Raw genomic sequence first — 18,799 nt, 5'->3', positions numbered from 1 at the left:
TTGAATTGGGTGGGAATAATGTATCAATCTGTAAGGTATAACAAATATGAACTTCCAAAAATATTTATAAGAAATGGACGAGAATGCTTTTTTGATCCAATTAGAAAGAAATTAATTTTAATTTCTCCAGAAGAAATAGTAAGGCAACAGGTTATTCAGTTTTTAATTAAAGATATGCAAGTTCCGACTGAATATATTGAGGTTGAAGTACCGATGTCTTATTTTAAGAAAGGTTTAAAAGGAAGAGCGGATATTATTGTTTATGGTGAAAGGGATAATCAACTTATCCCTTTGTTAATTATAGAATGCAAAGCAAATCATGTTCCCTTAACGGAAAGTGTTTTTAATCAAGTTATTCGTTATGATGAAATGATCTTTGCGGACATGATTATGGTTACTAATGGTATCGAAACTATTTTTCAAGCATATTGTACAAGTACCAAATTATATAAAAATTTATCTGTTATCCCATCTTATGAAGATTTAGTTGAGAGACAGAATCTTCAAATTGTCCAGGAGAAAGTGGACGAATTGTGGGAGAGACCCGCCTTTTATGATAATTATTCTTCGCAAATAGTAGAGGAATCGAAAGATTGGGGATGGATTGGAGAAGATACTCCTAGTCAATTACATAATTTTATTATTAACTTTATGGGTTTACTACAAGATCAAAGATACCTTTTACGCTCTCAATTTTTTAATGGTGTTAATTTAATTGAAGATGGTGGATTGCGTTACATGTCCTATGGAAATGCAGCAGGTGGAACTTATCCAGGAGATTATCGATACTTTATTGTTGAAGACGGAGAAGGGAACCACCAGATTGCTAGTATGTCTATATTCGCTACAGCAAAAACCGTAAATGATCCAGTTTATAGAACACGAAAAGGGATAACTTATTTGGTTGTTGCAATAGATGATTTTGATAAGAGTCATAATTCTTTGCAATTAAGCATCGATAGATATGTTTTTATAGAAGGAACGAAATGCACAATATGGCACGATGGTACTTTAACGGCTGGAAAAAAAGGAGCTGTTAAAAGAGATAAGGTAATTCAGTTTATGAAACAGAGGGCACCTGAGTTAGTAAATGAAGATAATCAAATTATCTTGGGGATTTTAGATTATTCTAGAGAATTTAAATGGAAGTATCGAGATGTGAAGTTGTTTGTTGCTAATTTAATTAAGTATGCGATATTAAGAGATGATTTTCGAAAAGGTTATTTAGAATAAGAAATACTTATATCGGGAAGGTACTAGAACTCAGTAGGCTTCTGGTATCTTTTTTTATAAAGAAGATAAATTAGTTATTTAATATTTTTTAAAAAGTTATCAAATAACTAATTGACAAGTGAAGTTATAACTGGTAAATTTAAGTCAAGAAGAAAAAGTTATTAAATAACTAAGGAGTGAATAATGTGAAAACTAATTATGGAAGAAGTATTTATGCAGCTTTAGAAAGTATTCGAGGTTATGAAAGAGCGGAAAACTACAAAGGAATGATTTTATTAGCTGGTGTAATAAGTAAAACATTAGAAAAAAATAACAAACCACTCTCTTTGTTACCTAGTGTGTTGGAATCACATTCGAGTACACCGATAGCTATTCAAACATTTCTCTCACAACATCAAGAAGAGGAAATCGGAAAAGCAGCAGCTCGTTTGGCTGAGAACTTAGACAAAAATGCACTTCGTATGTTTTTACAAGCAGTGAGTAATGATGTGACAGGTACTATTGAGGAAGTTTATGCGATTACTTGTAAGTTAGATAATTTATCATCGAAAAAAACTAATCAACAAATTCCTTCATCAATGAAATTGTTATTTGAAAAAGAAATGATAAAAGAGACATTAAATGATATATATATTCAAGGAAATAACGATGATCCATTTTGGTCACTTGTTATTGCAAAGAAGTATCCGAAGCTAGCGGTTCATGCAGATACAATGTCTTTAGATGTATTTGATATGATGCAATTAGGTGCGTATGCATATGGAATATCCAATATTGTAATTAAACAGGGAGACGTATTAAAGAAACCGACTTTCATATTAGAGAAGGGAAATCTTCAACAGTTTGATTGTGTAATTTCTATCCCAGCAATAGGACCCATTAGCTCAAATGTTGGAGAATATGATGAATTTGGTAGATTTTTATTTGGACGATCTTCTAAACGGGATGCTACTTTAGACTACGTCTCCCATGCCCTTGCATCAACAAAGGCAAATGGTCGAGCTATAATTTTAACTTTAGGTGGTTCGCTATTTAGAGGCGGTGTAGAGGAGAAAGTTAGAACAGCAATTGCAAAAAGCAGACAAGTGGAGGGAGTAATCAAGTTCGCGAGTTCAATTCTCCTGAATACTGCGGTAGCACCCTATGCACTATTTTTAAATCGTAATCAATCTCTAGAGGTATCACCTAGTATTAGAATGGTTGATGCGAGTGAAATTATAGGAGTACAAGGTCGAGCTAAAGTATTAGAAAGTGAACATATTGAACGTATTTTATCATTGTATCAAAGTACCGAAAATGTAAATGGAGTAGCGAGCACTGTATCAATAGATGATGTCATTCAAAATAATGGAGAATTCATTCCAGAACGGTATACGATGTCCGAGAGAATTAGTTTACCTGTTATCGGTGAAAGAACTATAAATAAAATAGAAATGATGGATAGAGAGAAAACGGTTGAGCTAGGTGAGATTGCTGAATTAACAAATGGAATCAATATTAAATCAAGTGATGGTCAACATTCTATTCAGATTATCAAAGCTAGTGATATTCAAGGTGGGAAGATAAGTGTAGATGAATTAGAGTCTGTATCAGTTGCAGACCTTTCAGTGATACAAAAAGCAAAGGTTCAAGCAGGAGACATTGTATTGCTTAGCCGCGGAACATCTATAAAATTTGCAGTAGTACCAAAAGGTATCGGAAATGCATATGCTTCTATGAACTTAATGATTATTCGCCCAAAAGAAGGAGTAGATCCTTATTTCGTTCAAACGTTTCTAGAGAGTCCTTTTGGAATATGGCAAATGGAACAGATTCAAATAGGTACGACGATTCAATTAATTAAATTAAGCGATATGAAAAAGATTCGTGTACCAAGCTTAACGCAGGAAGCACAAATTCAGGTAGGTAAGCAGTATCAATTAATAAATCAAACATACGAACAAGCATTGAATGAGGCGTATAAAGCCAAGGTGGAATCAACACTAGGTTTATATGAACAAATAGGACTAATAAATTGGACAAAATAATATCAATAAGTGAAAAAGTATTTGTGTCACTTATAAGAAGTTAGATGATGAAAATATAGTTACGGTGTTTAATCTTATTCAAATATCGTAACTATATTTAAATGAATGTAAAAATTTTACTGCATATGTATAATAAGAGTATACAATATTTAGAAGTTGGTGATGGAGATGAGTAAAAGTAACTTTTCGTTCTTTCGAGAAAAGTGGGATGTGTTAGCTAACCTTGGTGAGACGGCTGAGAAGAATATGCACCATGATCCTCATACAACATTGATGAAACTCCGTTTGTTTGGGGAAACATTAGCTAAAGTTATTTTGGCAATGGAAAATATTAAAGAAGCATATAATACGAGTCAGGTTGATCGTATACAAACATTACGTCGAGAAGGTTTACTAGAAAAAGAGCTTTACGATATGTTTGACGCAATTCGTAAAAAAGGAAATAACGCAGCGCATGAAGCTGGATATGGAACGGTTAAAGAAGCTCAAGCGTTATTGCTTATGTCATTCCGTTTAGGTATTTGGTTTATGGAAGTGTACGGTGATTGGGACTTTGAAGCGCCAGAGTATGTTGAACCTGAAAAGGAAGAAAAAGTAGATGCGTCGGCATTGCAAAAGGAATATGATGAGAAAGTAAAACAGTTAGAAGCAGAATTAGAAAAGGTTCGTAAAGAATCACAGTATGATACATCAGAGGACAAGCAAAGACGTAGTCGTATTTCAAAAAAATATGTGAATCGTTTACTTTTATCCGAAGAAGAGACGAGAACAATTATTGATGAAAAGTTACGTCAAGCTGGTTGGGAAGCTGATAGTGTTAATCTCACTTTCCAAAATGGCATACGTCCAGAAAAGGGACGAAATATGGCGATTGCTGAGTGGACTGTTAAAGGTGGTCGAGCAGATTACGCCTTATTTATTGGTAAACAACTTGTTGGTTTTATTGAGGCTAAAGCAAAGCATAAAAAAATTGCTTCTGTATTAGATAGCCAGACGAAGTTCTACGCCCGTAATGTTTATCAGCATGAAGATGAAACCTTAATGTCAACAACGGGTGAGTACAAAGCTCCATTTTTATACGCAACAAATGGACGTCCGTATTTAAAACAATTAAAAGATGAATCTGGTATTTGGTTCTGGGATTCTCGTAAACGATTAGAGCATTCACGTCCATTAGAAGGATGGCACTCTCCTATGGATTTACAGATGCTGTTAGAACAAGATGACCAGGATGCTGATAAGAAACTAGAAGAAGAAAGTATTGAAAAATTTAGTTTACGCCCTTACCAACAAAATGCCGTGCTGTCTGTAGAAAGTGGTTTAAAGGAAAGCAAGCGGAGAATGCTAGTTGCGATGGCAACGGGGACGGGAAAAACTCGTACAGCGATTGCATTAATGTATCGCCTTATAAAAACGAAAAAGTGTCGTCGAATTCTATTTTTAGTTGACCGTAAATCATTGGGGACACAAACAGAAGACTCTTTGAAAGATACAAAATTTGAGGGGCTTGCATTTACGGATATATATGATGTGAAAACATTAGAACATATATCACCTGAGATAGAAACGAAAGTACATATTGCAACGGTACAAGGTATGGTACAGCGTCTGTTTTATAGTGACAATGCAAACTTACCAACAGTTGGACAATATGATTTTATTATTGTTGATGAAGCGCACCGTGGCTATACAAGTGATCGCGAGATGTCAGAAGAGGAAATGGAATTCCGTGATCAAAATGATTATATTAGTCAATATCGTCGTGTGATCGATTATTTTGACGCAGCATGCTTAGGATTGACGGCAACACCAGCCCTTCATACGACAGATATTTTTGGTATGCCGATTTATAAGTATTCGTATAGTGAAGCAGTATTAGATGGATACTTAGTGGATCATGAGCCACCGTATGTGTTTAAAACCGAGCTAATGGAAGCAGGGATTAAGTTCGAGAAGGGTGATGAAGTACAAGTGTACGATGTCGACCAACAAGAACTAAAGTTAGAAGAGATGGAAGATACGGTTCAATTTGAAGTAGAACAGTTCAACCGAAAGGTAATTACCGAGCCTTTCAATCGTGCTGTTTTAAACAAGTTAACTGATTATGTTGATCCAACTAGTAAAGAGAAAACGTTAATTTTTGCAGTAAATGATGCACATGCTGATACGATTGTACGTCTATTAAAAGAGGCTTACAAAGAGCGTGGTGATGAAGTGGAAGATGATGCTATTATGAAAATTACAGGTTATATTCATAAACCACTTGAAGCGATTAAACGTTTTAAAAACGAGCGTTTACCGAATGTTGTTGTTACAGTAGACTTGTTAACGACAGGTGTTGATGTACCAGCTATTACAAACTTAGTATTTTTACGTCGCGTGCAATCCCGTATTCTGTATGATCAAATGTTAGGACGAGCAACTCGTTTATGTACGGATATTGGAAAAACACATTTCAATATTTATGATGCAGTTGGTATTTATGATAATTTAAAATCATACACAGACATGAAACCTGTTGTGAAACAACAAAATTATTCAATTGATGATTTGTATCAGTCATTAGCAAACGCTAATGATGAAAAAGAAGTGGGTTTTTATCGTGATCAACTTATTGCAAAAATACAACGCAAGAAACAACGCCTGCCAGAAGAAGCAAAGCAGAAATTTACAGAATTGACGAGTGGCAAAAGCATTGATGATTGGGCACATGAATTACAATCTGTAACACCAGAAGCAGCAAGAGAACAAGAACTTTTATTTGAATATGTTTCACAATATCGTACCCAAGGTGAAAAAATATATATTTCCAACCACGATGATCGTGTAACGAAAGTAGAGCGTGGATATGGGGAAGGGAATAATCGCCCTGAAGATTATCTTGAAGGATTTGAGCGTTTTGTAAAAGAAAACATCAACTTAATTCCTGCATTGCAAATTGTGTGTACGCGCCCAAAAGAACTAACACGTCAAGATTTGCGCGAGTTAATTACGATCCTTGAAACGAAAGGGTTCAAGCAATCTCACTTACAAACAGCGTGGAAACAGACGAAAAATGAAGATATTGCAGCAGACATTATTACATTTATTCGTCAAGCAGCTCTCGGCGATGCGTTAGTGGATCATGAGGCACGCATTAAACATGCAATGCAAAAGGTATATAGCTTACATGATTGGACACCGCGCCAAGAAAAATGGTTAGAACGGATTGAAAAACAGTTATTACAAGTACCAGTGTTAGCACCAACTCCAGAAGAGGCATTTTCAGAAGAACCATTCCGTAGTCGAGGTGGTTACAATATGCTGAAACGCGAATTTGGAGAAGAGATTGACAAGATTGTGTATACTATAAATGATTACTTATATATTAGCTAACAATGTGCCTCTATTATGAGGCACACTTTTCATGTAAAGGAAGGGAAAATAAATGAACAACCAAGAAATTGTACAAAAACTATGGAATCTTTGTAACGTACTTCGTGATGATGGTATTACATATCAACAATACCTAACAGAGTTAACATACATTTTATTTTTGAAGATGATGAATGAGAAAGGAAATTCATCTTCTAAAGACAGAGTAAATATAGAGCATGTTATTCCAGAGGAGTATCGTTGGAAAAGCCTAGTCTCTCGCGAGGGAATAGAATTAAAAGAACATTATCAACGCCTTCTTTTAGAACTTGGAAGTTCGGATAATAGCATTTTAAAACAAATTTATGCTGATGCAAGTACAAGCATCTCTGAACCGAAGAACTTAGAGAAAATTATTAAATCCATTGATAATTTAGATTGGTATAATGCGGAAAAAGAAGGACTTGGTGATTTATACGAGGGCTTGCTAGAAAAAAACGCAAGTGAAACGAAGTCAGGGGCAGGGCAATACTTTACACCGCGTGTATTAATTGATGTAATGGTAAAACTTGTTGATCCAAAAATAGGAGAAAGATGCAGCGATCCAGCCGCAGGTACATTTGGATTTATGATTGCAGCTGATCAATACTTAAAAAATCAAACTGATGATTACTTTGATGTTGATCCAGAACAAGCTGAGTTTCAAAAGACAGAAGCATTTACAGGAATGGAGCTTGTAAAAGATACACATCGTCTAGCTTTAATGAATGCCTTACTTCATGGAATCGAAGGACGTTTGGAGCAAGGAGATACTTTATCTAGTAATGGTAAATGGTTAAAGAACTTTGATGTTATTTTAACGAATCCTCCATTTGGTACGAAAAAAGGTGGAGAACGTGCAACGCGTGATGACTTAACATTTGAAACATCGAATAAGCAGTTAAACTTCTTACAGCTTATTTATAATGCATTAAAAGATGATGGAAATGCGCGTGCAGCAGTTGTTTTACCAGATAACGTATTATTCGAAAGTGGAATTGGTGCACAAATTCGTCGAGATTTAATGGACAAATGTAATCTACACACAATTTTACGTCTGCCAACAGGAATTTTCTACGCGCAAGGTGTAAAAACAAACGTACTATTCTTTACAAGAGAAAAAACAGATCGAGATAGTACAAAAGAAGTATGGGTATACGATCTTCGTACAAATATGCCTTCATTCGGAAAGCGTACTCCATTAACGGAAAAACATTTTGATGGATTTATGAAAGCGTATCATGCTGAAAAACGTTCAAATGTAGAAGATGAAAGATGGAATGTGTTTACACGCGAAGAGATTGCTAAAAAGGATGATAGCTTAGATATCGGCTTAATCGCTGATGAATCATTGTCTGCATATGAGAATTTACCAGATCCAATTGAATCGGCAGAAGAAGCAATTGGTAAGTTACAGCAAGCTATTACATTATTAAATGAAGTTGTAGACGAATTGAAAGTGGTGGAAGCAGCTGAGGTGGTTAAGTAATGGGGAAGAAGAAAAAGACCATTGAGGAATTATTGGAAGAATCTTTAGTAGTGGAGGAAGTACAACCTTATCAAGTACCTGAAAATTGGATTTGGATTAATTTAGGTAGTTGTTTAGAAAGCATTCAATATGGTTATACCGAGACAGCTTCATCGGAAGAAATCGGACCGAAATTTTTGCGTATTACCGATATCCAGAATGATAAAGTAGATTGGAATAGTGTACCATATTGTAAAATAAATGAAAAAGATTTGAAAAAATATTTATTAAAAGATGATGATATTGTTGTAGCACGCACAGGTGCTACAACGGGAAAAAGTTATTTAATTAATAAGCCAGCTATTGCTGTGTTTGCTTCTTATTTAATAAGATTGAGAAAGAGTAAAGGTATATATCCAAAATATCTATGGAATTATATGAAAAGTCCAATGTACTGGAAACAGATAATGGTTGTTAAAAAGGGAAGCGCACAGCCAGGAGCCAATGCTCAGATACTGAGCAATCTTTCTTTACCATTACCACCTTTAAATGAACAAAAACGTATTGCAGAGAAAGTGGAAAACTTGTTGAAAAAGATTGAAGAAGCAAAAACGTTGATTGAAGAAGCAAAAGAAACGTTTGAACTTCGTCGAGCAGCTATTTTAGATAAGGCGTTCCGTGGAAAATTAACTAAAGAATGGCATGGACAGCACACGATAAAAAATATTGATGTGGAATATTTAAATGAACCTTTTAAAATTCCACAAAGTTGGAGGTGGATTCAATTAGGTGAAATTTTAGAGATGCAAAATGGTTTATCTAAGCGAAGAGGAACAACAGGAAAGAATATTCCCGTCTTACGGCTTGCAGATATAAAAAATGGAAAGATTGTAACAAATGATCTTCGGGAAATTTTGCTAACTGAAAAAGAGACTGAGAAATATAAACTAAAGATGAATGATTTAATGTTTATTCGTGTCAATGGTAGCTTTGATTTGGTTGGAAAAGCTATTGTTTTTGATATTCCATTAGATGCAGCTTACTGTGATCATCTTATTAGGGCGACCATAAAGTCAAATGAGGTTAATTCACGATATATTTCATATTTTTTTGAATCACCTTTTATGCGCGAACAATTAAGAAGTAAGATTGTATCTTCAGCAGGACAAAATACCATTAGCCAGGGTAGTTTACTGAGTTTATGGATTCCTATCCCTCCTAAAGAAGAATGTGAGCAACTTGTTATTGATTTAGAAAATGTATTATCGAAAGAACAGAAGATATTAGAAAAAATGCAAGAGATGGATAAACTCAAGCGAATCCAGCAGTCTATTCTTTCAAAAGCCTTCTGCGGCGAACTTGGCACAAACGATCCAACCGAAGAAAGCGCAATTGAACTACTCAAAGATGTATTACAAGAAAAAATCAAATAAACTAATGAAAGGGCATCTAATTCCAGATGCCCTTTTGTTATACCTGTAACTTTACTCGCATACAGTAATAGTAGTTTACAAATATAACTTTATTCTCATAACATTACAAAGATAAGGAAGATGCGTAATGACACGTTGGTATAACGTGAATGAAGCATTGAAGGTATTGAAGAGTTACGATATTACGAGTTCGAAGCAAATGATTACTAGATGGTTACGGGAGGGAAAGATTGTGGGTGGGGTGAATGTGAATCGTAAGGAAGGTTGGCGGATTCATGAAAATGATTTAGAGGATTTTATCGAGAAAATGCGACCAGGTTTGAAAAAGTTATTTTTTCATAATGAAGATTTACAGAATGAATTGCAGCAGTTAAAGGAGAAAATGAATAAATTAGAACGTGGAGAACAAGTTGTTCCTGCAGCAGCGAAAAATAATGTGTACGAAGATTGGAAATTGCAGGTTCAATCTTCACAAAAACAGAATGAATTACTCTTGGCACAAGTGGAATCTTTAATGACAGAAAATCAAAAGTTGCGAGAGAAAAATGAATTTCTTCAGAAGGACCTATGTTTATTAATCGAAGAAAAAGCGCAGTTGTTTGAGGAAAAGCGAAATTTGTTGTTAGAAAAGAAATTCAATAATGAGATAAATAAAGGGATAATTCCAAATGAAAAAGGAATGATACAGGAAAGAGAATCTAGAAATAAAACAGAAGACAAGTTAACATTACCTGATTTTAAGCAGGCGTTGATAAAGTGTTCAGATTCAGAATGGAATGAACAGCAGCAGAAAAAGCTATATGATTACTTTTTAAAGCAACTATTTACTGATGATGGTGAATTGAAAGAAGAAATGAAAGGTAAAAATCAAAGATATTACTGTGATTTCGCAAATAAGGAATATGATAAATGGATGCCTTTCATTAAGTGTAAAATTAAACAATCTTTAAATGAGGGAATATCCGATCAAATATTAAATGAAACGATAAAAGGGTAAAGGGGATACTTTCCTTACCCTTCTTTTCTTGCAGGTATATGTTATTTTACTTTTTCTTGTAGGTTCCTCTTTTTATCATCGACCAGTTTCCGCTACGAGTTAGTGCCCACCATATTGAATTATTTTTTGGCTTTTTATAAGTTTCGAATTGCTTCTTGTTAAAAGAAGATTTTTCAAAGATATCGACTAATTCTTGTGCTGTATAAACTTTGCCTGATTCTACACTTTTTTCGAACTCTTGGATGAATAAGAGTGTTTGTTCGTTTAATGAATACTTTGTTTGCATGTTTTTTCCCCTTTAGCATATATTCCATATAAATTCATTATAACATCTCTCGATTTCATAAATATTTGAAAAGAAAGTTTAACAAATGTTATAAAGAAAGGTGTTGAATTAAAAAGTTCTGTTGATGATAACAGTTTGTTGTATATAGAAAATCCATGCTTCGAGCTTTTTTTATTTGTTCATACAAATCCCCTTTTTGAAAACCAAATACACATTTTGAAGAAATCCCAAATAATAAGTGATCTTCACCAAGCATTTTAATAAAAGAAGGTTTAGTATTCTGACTTAAAAATACAGGCTTAGGGTTGTCCATTCCAAAAGGTTCGAGTGTGTATAAATCATGAAAGAGCTGTTCAGAAAACTTGTCTATTGGTAATTTCGATAAGTAATAGGTGGGTGGGATTAGGCATGTTTGTGTTTTTGCAGCTTTTTGAATTGCTGAACGGAATAAAAGAAGGTGCTGTTCTTTCATTGGTATTGATAATCCAGCAGCAGCTCGATGCCCTCCGTATTTCTTCAAGTAATCTCCACAATCTTGAATGACTTTTACGATGGAGAAGTCTGTTTTATTAACGCTTCGTGCAGAGCCTGTCCCAGTGTTAGAAATAACAATGGATGGTTTTTTATATTTTTCAGAAATACGAGATGAAATCAATCCGATTACGCCAGGGTGGAAGTTACCCCAAACTACAATCACGTTGTCCTTATGTAACTGTTCTTGCGAGATTGTTTCTTCAGCAAGTTGGAATTGTTCTTTTGTCATTTGTTTGCGTCGATTGTTGATACATAATAGTTCGTTCCATTTTTCTTTATCTGTTTCGTTAGTTCTAAGCATTTCACCTGTAATATTAGGGTCAGCAATTCTTCCTGTCGCATTGAAAAGAGGACCAATTTGAAATCCAATCGTACTGCTATCCACTTTTTTCACTTTTAAAAGTTTGAAGAGTGTTTTTAAGGCAGGACTTGGATCATTGTTCATTTGTTTTAATCCGTATGAGCAAATAATACGGTTTTCATCTTTTAATGGCATCAAATCGGCAATCGTTCCAATTGTGGCTAACTCAATTAACTCACTACAATATTTTAAAAAAGGTTGTTTTATTGTTTCAAATAGGGCTTGTACAACTTTGAGTGCCACGCCAGCCCCAGCAAGAAATGGAAAGGGATATGTGTCATCATTTCTTTTGGGATTAATGAATGCATAGCAATCAGGGTGACCTTGTAAAATGTCATGGTGATCTGTAACAATGACATCTACTCCTTTTTGTTTAGCAACTTGCATAGCTTCGTGGGCGGATGAACCATTATCGACTGTAATAACAAGTGAAACATTTGAAGGTAATTCATTCATCACTTTTGCGGATAATCCATAACCTTCTGAACGGATTGGGAGTCGTACTGTTATATTGGCATTCAACTTCTTTAAGCCTTTATATAATAAAGTTGAAGACGTAATACCATCCGCATCATAATCACCAAAGATCATGATGTGTTCTTTGTTTTGAATTGCTTTGAGAATTCGATATACTGCCTTTTTCATATCTTGTAAAAGAAACGGAGAATGACAATGTTTCCAATTTGGAACAAGAAATCGTTCAATTGTTTCAAATTGCTCATAACCATGAAGATGTAAGTGATACAAAAATATTGGATGGATGTTTAATTGTTTTGCCATTGTTAATAGAACTTCCTTATTAGGAGGAGTATGCGGCATTTGAATATGTGGAATCCATTTGCCGCTCGTTGATGATAAATGATGTGTATTCATGATGAAGCCTCCATATCTATATAATAGGTTGTAACACAATTTCTAGTTCTTCTTCGTTATGTAGAATCACTTTTTCAATAATTGTTTGTATGAGTGGTTTTATTTCTTCAACAGGAACGATTGATAATGCATCATAGATGTTTTTTAATTTACTTTTCATCCATTCTTCTATTTGAAGTAAATTGATGTTTTCGTTTAATTCAGCGGTAGGTTGTAATGCGAGTTCTAAAGTTTCTAGTCTTCTTTTTTCTTCTTGTAAGTCCTCTAACTCGATTAACCCTGCAGTAAAAGCTTCAACTTTTCGTTTATATCTCTTTTTTGCGGTTGTCAGTTTCATCTGATTTGTTACGTCTGCTTGTCTTTTCTGTAAAGATAATGAAGGATGTAATGAAAAGCTAAATGATTCACATAGATTGGATAGTCCTTTTTTGAAAAGTTCCTCTAACTGATGTGCTTTATATTGCTTACTTGTACAAGTTCCTTTATTTTTGTTAGCCGAACATCTGTATACTCTGTATCGATTTTTTGTTGAACCTGACCAACCGATACTCATTCCAGATCCGCATTTTCCGCACTTTAATAACCCTCCAAGAAGATGTGGACTTGTTTGGGCGCGTGGAGCAAGGGAAGAAGTTTGCATCCGTTTTTGAACTTCATTCCATAATTCATCTGTAACAATGGCTGGAGCAGCATTCTCTTGGATAACCCACTCATCTTCTTTTTTGAATTGCTCTTTTTTCTTTGAGCGATCTTTTCGGTTCCATACGACAGTCCCTTTGTAGACGGGATTAGATAGTAGTAATTTGATGGAACGAATAGACCATTGCTTATTCTGCCGAGAAGGAATACCAAGTGAATTTAGTTTTTTAGCAATTGCATAGAAACCGTGACCTTCTTGTGTGTACCATATGAATATATCTCGGACAATTTTTGCTTCATTTTCATAAATAACGAGTTCTTTATTTTCTAATCGATAACCAAAAGGGTGTTGTGTAAGCCATTTTCCTTTAGAAGCAGCATGATACATATTTTCAAAGACACGTTCGCGAATGCGTTCCCTTTCAAATTCGGCGACTGCTCCTAATACTTGGAGAGTTAATCGTCCAGATGGTGTATTTGTATCAAATGATTCACTAATAGAAACAAATGAAACGTCGTGTTCTTGAAATAAGTCAATTAATGTGAGCAAGTCTAATAATTTCCTACTCATTCGGTCTAGTTTAGTTACAATAATTTTTTTAATGTCACCAGCTTTTACATCTTCAATGAGCCTTGTTAAATGGGGTCGATCGATGCTTTTTGCAGAAAAGCCATCCTCAACATAAACTAAGACGTCTTCACCCCAACCCATTGCGCGGCAATAGGCTGCTAAGCGTTCTTGTTGTTCCTCTAATGAAACGCCTTCTTTCACTTGGTCATCTGTAGAAACGCGGCAGTATAGCGCAATAAATTGGGAAGACTGTTCGTTCATAAAAAACACCTCCTTGTCCATATGTATATGAAAGAAAAAGTTCAACATGATAGATACAAGTTATAGGGTTGTCCTCGTTTCCTCCCCGCATAGATATAGTTCTATAGGGGGGATTTGCAAATGACAGATGGAAACGTCACAATCTCGATTCGAGTCAAAAATGAACAGACGTATATTCACAATTCATTAGAACTTCTGAGTGAATCGGATTTATGTAAGTTGTCCGAGAAGTTTTTTCAATTTGAAAAGCAATTGAAAAGTTTAGCAGCCGTTCACCTCCTCAAATGTAATGAAAGTAAATGTAATATAGAGCAAGTTCAAATCAAAATGAAACAGCAAAAGGAGAATTCATCCTTCATTGGATAAACTCTCCTTTTTTTCTTGTTTGTATTCATATTTATGAACATTTTATTTTTATTTATGAATAATTTTCCGATAGATGTCTATACTATGCATAGAAATTATTTCAAGTTTTGTTGGAAAATATTGAGTCCCTTCGCTAACATTTCAAGTAAAAAAGCAGCAGCTTCTGGGTTTTGTTGATGTAAATTCAATAAAGGTTCTTGCATGGCATTTACCTGTAAAACAAAATTTTGTTCGGTTTCATTTAATGAGTGGATTGAGCTAAATAACCCTAATTCTTCTTGTAGTTTTGGAAGAAGTCGAAGAGGAATGTTATCTGTTTTACCAGTCTCTAAATGACTTAAATACCCTGCTGAGACATCAAGTATAGCTGCGAAGTTATTTAAACTAATGCCTTTTTTTTCGCGTAATATTCGAATGGTTGCTCCTACATGTTCTAACAATTTTGTTCAACTCCTTATAAAAAATATAGATGAAAAGGAAATGATTGAAATGTCAAAGATGAAAGAAATGAAAAAGTTAACACTTGGCTCTGTACAATATGTTCATGATCCTGAAGCGGCGCAAAAATGGTTTGATTTATATATTGAATGTGTAAAAGAAAAGATGTTACAAGAAACTTCTAAAAATGATGGACAAGCGTATATTGAAAATATAGAGGGAGGTGAGTCCTGTCGTTGAAACGGACAGTTGCTTACTATAGAAGTTCAACAACGCTTCAAGAAAATTCGATTGTAATGCAACGCTCTAAGGTGGTGCATTACAGTGTTCAAAAGAAATTTCCAATTCATGAAGAATATAAAGATGAATATGTATCATCTCGAAAGATTAAGTTGTTAGATCGTCCTAGTATGGCGAGGTTAATACAAGGTATTAAAGAGGGAACGATTGAACGACTCCTTGTGTATAAACGAGATCGGTTAGCTAGAAATTTAAATGAACACTTAGAATTGTATAAGTTATTCAAAGAACACGATATTAAAGTTTGTTTTGCATCTGAAAATGAAATTGCTATGACATATACTGCGATAGGTGAATATCTTGAGTGTATTTTAGGTGCCATGAATGAGCATGAAGGAAAACAAATTGCTGAACGGATTATGGAAACTAGAATTGCGAATTTTATAGCAGGTAAATCATCAGGTAATGTGCCTTTTGGTTATAAAACGAAAAAACGAGATAACGGTAGTACATTTATTGAACGTATAGAATCAGAGCTAAAGATGGTAAGAGAAATATATGATGCAATTTTGAGTGATAAATATAAAACATTACAGGAACTGTATCGTGATTTTAATGCACAAGGAAAGCTGAAGAGGAAAACAAGTTGGCATCAACAACTTATCCTTGAAACTGTGTCTAATCCGTTGTACATGGGAACGCAAAAAATGAATTCAAATAATCAGTCGATACCTAGGTATTTAACTGAATTGTCGATTGTTAATGAAGAAGAGTGGAATGAAGCCAACGATAAAATTTTAGGTATGCTAGTTAAACGAAAGCCTAATGTAGCTAAATTTCGGTTTCCGTTAAAAGAAATCCTGCAATGTTATGAATGCCGAAAAGATTTGACTACGAATGAAAGAATGCGAAATGGGAAAAATTATAAAGTTTATGAATGTAAAGAGCATAATGTATTTGTAGTAGCTGATAGCATTGAAAAAGATATTATAAGACATGGAAAAGAGTTTTTTACAAAGATGCTTCAAAGCGATTTTGAAAAATTATATAAACGTAGTCAACAGAAAAGTGTTGAACAGCTACAAAAATGGATAAAAGAACAGGAAAGAATAGTAAGTAATCAAGAAATACAGCTTGCGAAAAAAATTGATCGATGGTTAAAAAACGAAAGTGTTCATCATAAAAAAGAAATGGATTTGACTTATGATGAGTTGAAAGAAGAGAAAAATCGATTAGTGAAGTTACAAACAAGAGTATATGAGATCAAGCATATTAAAGAACAAGCGCAGCAATGGTGTAATGACTTGAAATATGAAAATGTCATTTTGGAATTAAGCGAAGAAAAACGAAAAGAATTTTATCGTGACATAATTGAAGTGATTTATGTCAGTGATTATGAGTATCATATTATTTTTAAGCATCCTTTTATGATGGTACAGGAGGTTTATTGTGAGCCAAAAAATAACTTATCAACGTCTCGAAGACATATTGAAAAAGGGAAGTAGGATAGCGCTTTACGCTCGATATTCCACGGGTAAACAAGATGAGAATGCGCAAATCCACGACGTAAGAAAATTTTTATCGGATTATGGCTGTGAATTATTAGACGATAATATATACATTGATCCGAAGACGTCTGCTGTTAAGGTGCCGATGGATCAAAGGAAGGATTTGCAGAGATTAATAAAAGATTCTAAGGAAAATAAGTTTGATTGTATTGTTTCTTATAAAAATGACAGAATTGCGAGGAATACGCAAGAACATAATGAGCTTCGAACAGAAATGCAAAGGCTCGGAATGCCAGTTGTTTTAAGTAGTACGAGAGAAATATATACAGTAGGAGAAATTGTTCCTCTGACAATAAAGGATGCGTTGACTCAAATTGAACCTCTACTAATTGCAGAACGAACAAGAGATACATTTAGCAGTAAAATAGAAAATGGTGAATGGACTGGTGGACAGGCACCGTATGGATATATTTATGATAAAGAAACGGAACTTTTTGAAATTACAGATAAAAAAGCGGAAGTTGTACAGGAGATTTTTCGTTTATTTAAATTAGGATATGGGCTCCAGCAAATTGCAAATAAACTCACTACAGATAAGCGGGATATAGGGCAGAAATGGTACAAAGACAAAATCAAATATATTATTACGAATCCTTTCTATGCAGGCTATATGACGATGAATCGTTATGTAAAAGGTAAGCTCCAGTTGAAAATGGAGACATGGACGTGGTCTAAAAAACAAGAAAATATTCCAGCAATCATGTCACGAGATGAATGGGAGTATTGTTTCTATTTATATGTTGAGAGACGGAAAAGTCAAACGGTAAGAAAAAGCAGTACCCCTTTTTGGTTACGAGATATATTACATTGTAACGAGTGTCAACAGCCGTACAAAACAAAAAATCAAAAAACGAAAAGTAAACGTAAAAATGGTGACGAAGTAGAGTATGGAAAAATTCTATACGAATGTAGAAATTGTAGTTTGAAGTTGGAAGCAGAAAAAGTTCATGACAAGTTTAAAGAAGATGTAGGGAGAGTTTTAAAAAAATTATTAGAAAACCATCGAGAAAATTTGATAAAACAAACACAACTACAGATAAAAAAGGAACATGAAGAAATTGCTAATGTTCAAAAAGAATTAACGAATAAACGAATAAAACTCATTGAAAATATTGATGTGTTAGATAAAAGGATTAGCCAATTATACAAGGACATAACAACGGGAAAGGGTCTTAAAGCGAATCATACAGAAGATGTATTAGGTAAAGAGGATGAACAAGATGATTGGAATAGCAAGCTTGTAGAAATATTGCTTACAGGAAGATCACAGAAGCATAATGATTTGGAGGGAATAAAGCAGCAACAGCAGCTGGTAGAGGAGAAACAAGAAAGATTAAACATCGCAATGAATGCGCTGAAAAATCAATATCAAGATGAGTTACTCAACTTTTCATTCGATCCAGAAAATGTACAGTCCATGCGGAATTTTTTACTACAATTTGTTAAGGCGGTATATGTATCAAAGGATATGCGCTTAGATTACAAAATATATGAAAATTTAATCAGTGGATGAGCCATCTATTTTATATATAAATAGGTGGTTTATTTGTTTCTGTGTGGGAATCTTTTGCATATCAAAAATAAATTTTCCACTTCAGTTTGGATTTGTGAGACAATAAATGAGAAGGGTATATTGTGATGGCAGATGACGATACATTTACTTCATTTCTCATTACAATCCTTCTTAGGATTGTAATGAGAAATGAACAAAAATAGATAATCTAATGTGTTGATATATCAGGTGTGTACAAGCTATCGAATCAGTAAGAAGATAAAGATGATCGAAAAGTTGTAGTATCAATAAATGGACAAGCTTTTATTAATTTGTACAGGCGGAGGATGGCTAACTCAATTGAAAGTCAATAAAGAGTTGCAATCAAATTATGCTCCACTTCGCTAAAACTCGTTCTTATATTTTCTATGAAACTACTTGAAGTGATAAAAAAAATCTCGGTTTTAGCGCAATGCTAGATACATACAGCTGATGGAATTCTCGGTAATAACAAGTGCTAGCGATCGCTGTTATTTGTTATTACCGAGAAAAAGGGGACAAGGAGTGCTTGTCCCTAGTGGTTTCAAGGGTTCTTGTCCATTTCATGTGGTTGCTACAT

14 protein-coding genes are annotated in these 18,799 nt (G+C 34.3%); 10 read left to right on the top strand and 4 right to left on the bottom strand.

Annotated features, from left to right (window positions below; genetic code table 11):
• The first annotated feature begins 18 nt into the window (after positions 1 to 18).
• From PQF83_RS20605 to PQF83_RS20580, 6 genes are all read left to right on the top strand, one after another.
• Entirely contained in the window at positions 19 to 1,233 is a 1,215-nt protein-coding gene (locus tag PQF83_RS20605) for a type I restriction enzyme HsdR N-terminal domain-containing protein (protein ID WP_272792333.1), read from the top strand.
• A 185-nt stretch (positions 1,234 to 1,418) separates the two neighbouring features.
• Entirely contained in the window at positions 1,419 to 3,260 is a 1,842-nt protein-coding gene (locus tag PQF83_RS20600; protein ID WP_272792332.1) for an N-6 DNA methylase, read from the top strand.
• A gap of 168 nt (positions 3,261 to 3,428) precedes the next feature.
• Positions 3,429 to 6,635, top strand: coding sequence for a type I restriction-modification system endonuclease (hsdR, locus tag PQF83_RS20595; RefSeq protein ID WP_272792331.1), 3,207 nt, complete (start codon positions 3,429 to 3,431; stop codon positions 6,633 to 6,635).
• 52 nt (positions 6,636 to 6,687) lie between these two features.
• The gene (locus PQF83_RS20590; protein ID WP_272792330.1) at positions 6,688 to 8,142 is read left to right on the top strand and encodes a class I SAM-dependent DNA methyltransferase; all 1,455 of its coding nucleotides are present in this window, start codon (positions 6,688 to 6,690) and stop codon (positions 8,140 to 8,142) included.
• Entirely contained in the window at positions 8,142 to 9,554 is a 1,413-nt protein-coding gene (locus tag PQF83_RS20585) for a restriction endonuclease subunit S (RefSeq protein WP_272792329.1), read from the top strand. Before PQF83_RS20590 ends, PQF83_RS20585 begins: the two co-directional genes overlap by 1 nt.
• A 127-nt stretch (positions 9,555 to 9,681) precedes the next feature.
• Positions 9,682 to 10,551, top strand: coding sequence for a helix-turn-helix domain-containing protein (locus PQF83_RS20580; RefSeq protein WP_272792328.1), 870 nt, complete (start codon positions 9,682 to 9,684; stop codon positions 10,549 to 10,551).
• A gap of 46 nt (positions 10,552 to 10,597) precedes the next feature.
• Here PQF83_RS20580 and PQF83_RS20575 read toward each other — a convergent pair whose 3' ends face one another.
• The 3 genes from PQF83_RS20575 to PQF83_RS20565 form a co-directional block, all read right to left on the bottom strand.
• Positions 10,598 to 10,837 carry a hypothetical protein gene (locus PQF83_RS20575; protein ID WP_272792327.1) on the bottom strand — a complete coding sequence of 80 codons (240 nt, stop codon included), beginning with the start codon at positions 10,835 to 10,837 and terminating at the stop codon, positions 10,598 to 10,600.
• Positions 10,838 to 10,925: 88 nt separating this feature from the next.
• Entirely contained in the window at positions 10,926 to 12,605 is a 1,680-nt protein-coding gene (gene recJ, locus PQF83_RS20570) for a single-stranded-DNA-specific exonuclease RecJ (protein WP_272792326.1), read from the bottom strand.
• A 16-nt stretch (positions 12,606 to 12,621) separates the two neighbouring features.
• On the bottom strand, positions 12,622 to 14,076 hold the full coding sequence (locus PQF83_RS20565; RefSeq protein ID WP_272792325.1) for a recombinase family protein: 1,455 nt from the start codon (positions 14,074 to 14,076) through the stop codon (positions 12,622 to 12,624).
• A gap of 120 nt (positions 14,077 to 14,196) precedes the next feature.
• Between PQF83_RS20565 and PQF83_RS20560 the strand changes: the two genes are divergently transcribed.
• A complete protein-coding gene (locus PQF83_RS20560) occupies positions 14,197 to 14,442 on the top strand; it encodes a hypothetical protein (protein ID WP_272792324.1) in 246 nt (81 codons plus the stop codon).
• Positions 14,443 to 14,537: 95 nt separating this feature from the next.
• Here PQF83_RS20560 and PQF83_RS20555 read toward each other — a convergent pair whose 3' ends face one another.
• A complete protein-coding gene (locus PQF83_RS20555) occupies positions 14,538 to 14,882 on the bottom strand; it encodes a helix-turn-helix domain-containing protein (RefSeq protein WP_272792323.1) in 345 nt (114 codons plus the stop codon).
• A 49-nt stretch (positions 14,883 to 14,931) separates the two neighbouring features.
• Between PQF83_RS20555 and PQF83_RS20550 the strand changes: the two genes are divergently transcribed.
• The 3 genes from PQF83_RS20550 to PQF83_RS20540 are packed head-to-tail and all read left to right on the top strand — an operon-like array spanning position 14,932 to position 18,201.
• On the top strand, positions 14,932 to 15,120 hold the full coding sequence (locus PQF83_RS20550; protein ID WP_272792322.1) for a hypothetical protein: 189 nt from the start codon (positions 14,932 to 14,934) through the stop codon (positions 15,118 to 15,120).
• The gene (locus PQF83_RS20545; RefSeq protein WP_272792321.1) at positions 15,117 to 16,625 is read left to right on the top strand and encodes a recombinase family protein; all 1,509 of its coding nucleotides are present in this window, start codon (positions 15,117 to 15,119) and stop codon (positions 16,623 to 16,625) included. Before PQF83_RS20550 ends, PQF83_RS20545 begins: the two co-directional genes overlap by 4 nt.
• On the top strand, positions 16,570 to 18,201 hold the full coding sequence (locus PQF83_RS20540) for a recombinase family protein (RefSeq protein ID WP_272792320.1): 1,632 nt from the start codon (positions 16,570 to 16,572) through the stop codon (positions 18,199 to 18,201). Before PQF83_RS20545 ends, PQF83_RS20540 begins: the two co-directional genes overlap by 56 nt.
• Positions 18,202 to 18,799 lie beyond the last annotated feature (598 nt).

It is taken from the genome of Bacillus sp. FF-1 (assembly GCF_028548245.1).
Taxonomy (GTDB): Bacteria; Bacillota; Bacilli; order Bacillales; family Bacillaceae_G; genus Bacillus_A; species Bacillus_A paranthracis.
This window is presented reverse-complemented; position numbering and strand designations above follow the sequence as displayed.

What these genes read in the sequence shown, in the direction of transcription:
- PQF83_RS20605 (WP_272792333.1), top strand. Translation starts at nt 19, where the DNA reads ATGTATCAATCTGTAAGGTATAACAAATATGAACTTCCAAAAATATTT.
- recJ (WP_272792326.1), bottom strand. Translation starts at nt 12,605, where the DNA reads ATGAATACACATCATTTATCATCAACGAGCGGCAAATGGATTCCACAT.
- PQF83_RS20580 (WP_272792328.1), top strand. Translation starts at nt 9,682, where the DNA reads ATGACACGTTGGTATAACGTGAATGAAGCATTGAAGGTATTGAAGAGT.
- hsdR (WP_272792331.1), top strand. Translation starts at nt 3,429, where the DNA reads ATGAGTAAAAGTAACTTTTCGTTCTTTCGAGAAAAGTGGGATGTGTTA.
- PQF83_RS20585 (WP_272792329.1), top strand. Translation starts at nt 8,142, where the DNA reads ATGGGGAAGAAGAAAAAGACCATTGAGGAATTATTGGAAGAATCTTTA.
- PQF83_RS20560 (WP_272792324.1), top strand. Translation starts at nt 14,197, where the DNA reads ATGACAGATGGAAACGTCACAATCTCGATTCGAGTCAAAAATGAACAG.
- PQF83_RS20575 (WP_272792327.1), bottom strand. Translation starts at nt 10,837, where the DNA reads ATGCAAACAAAGTATTCATTAAACGAACAAACACTCTTATTCATCCAA.
- PQF83_RS20550 (WP_272792322.1), top strand. Translation starts at nt 14,932, where the DNA reads ATGTCAAAGATGAAAGAAATGAAAAAGTTAACACTTGGCTCTGTACAA.
- PQF83_RS20590 (WP_272792330.1), top strand. Translation starts at nt 6,688, where the DNA reads ATGAACAACCAAGAAATTGTACAAAAACTATGGAATCTTTGTAACGTA.
- PQF83_RS20565 (WP_272792325.1), bottom strand. Translation starts at nt 14,076, where the DNA reads ATGAACGAACAGTCTTCCCAATTTATTGCGCTATACTGCCGCGTTTCT.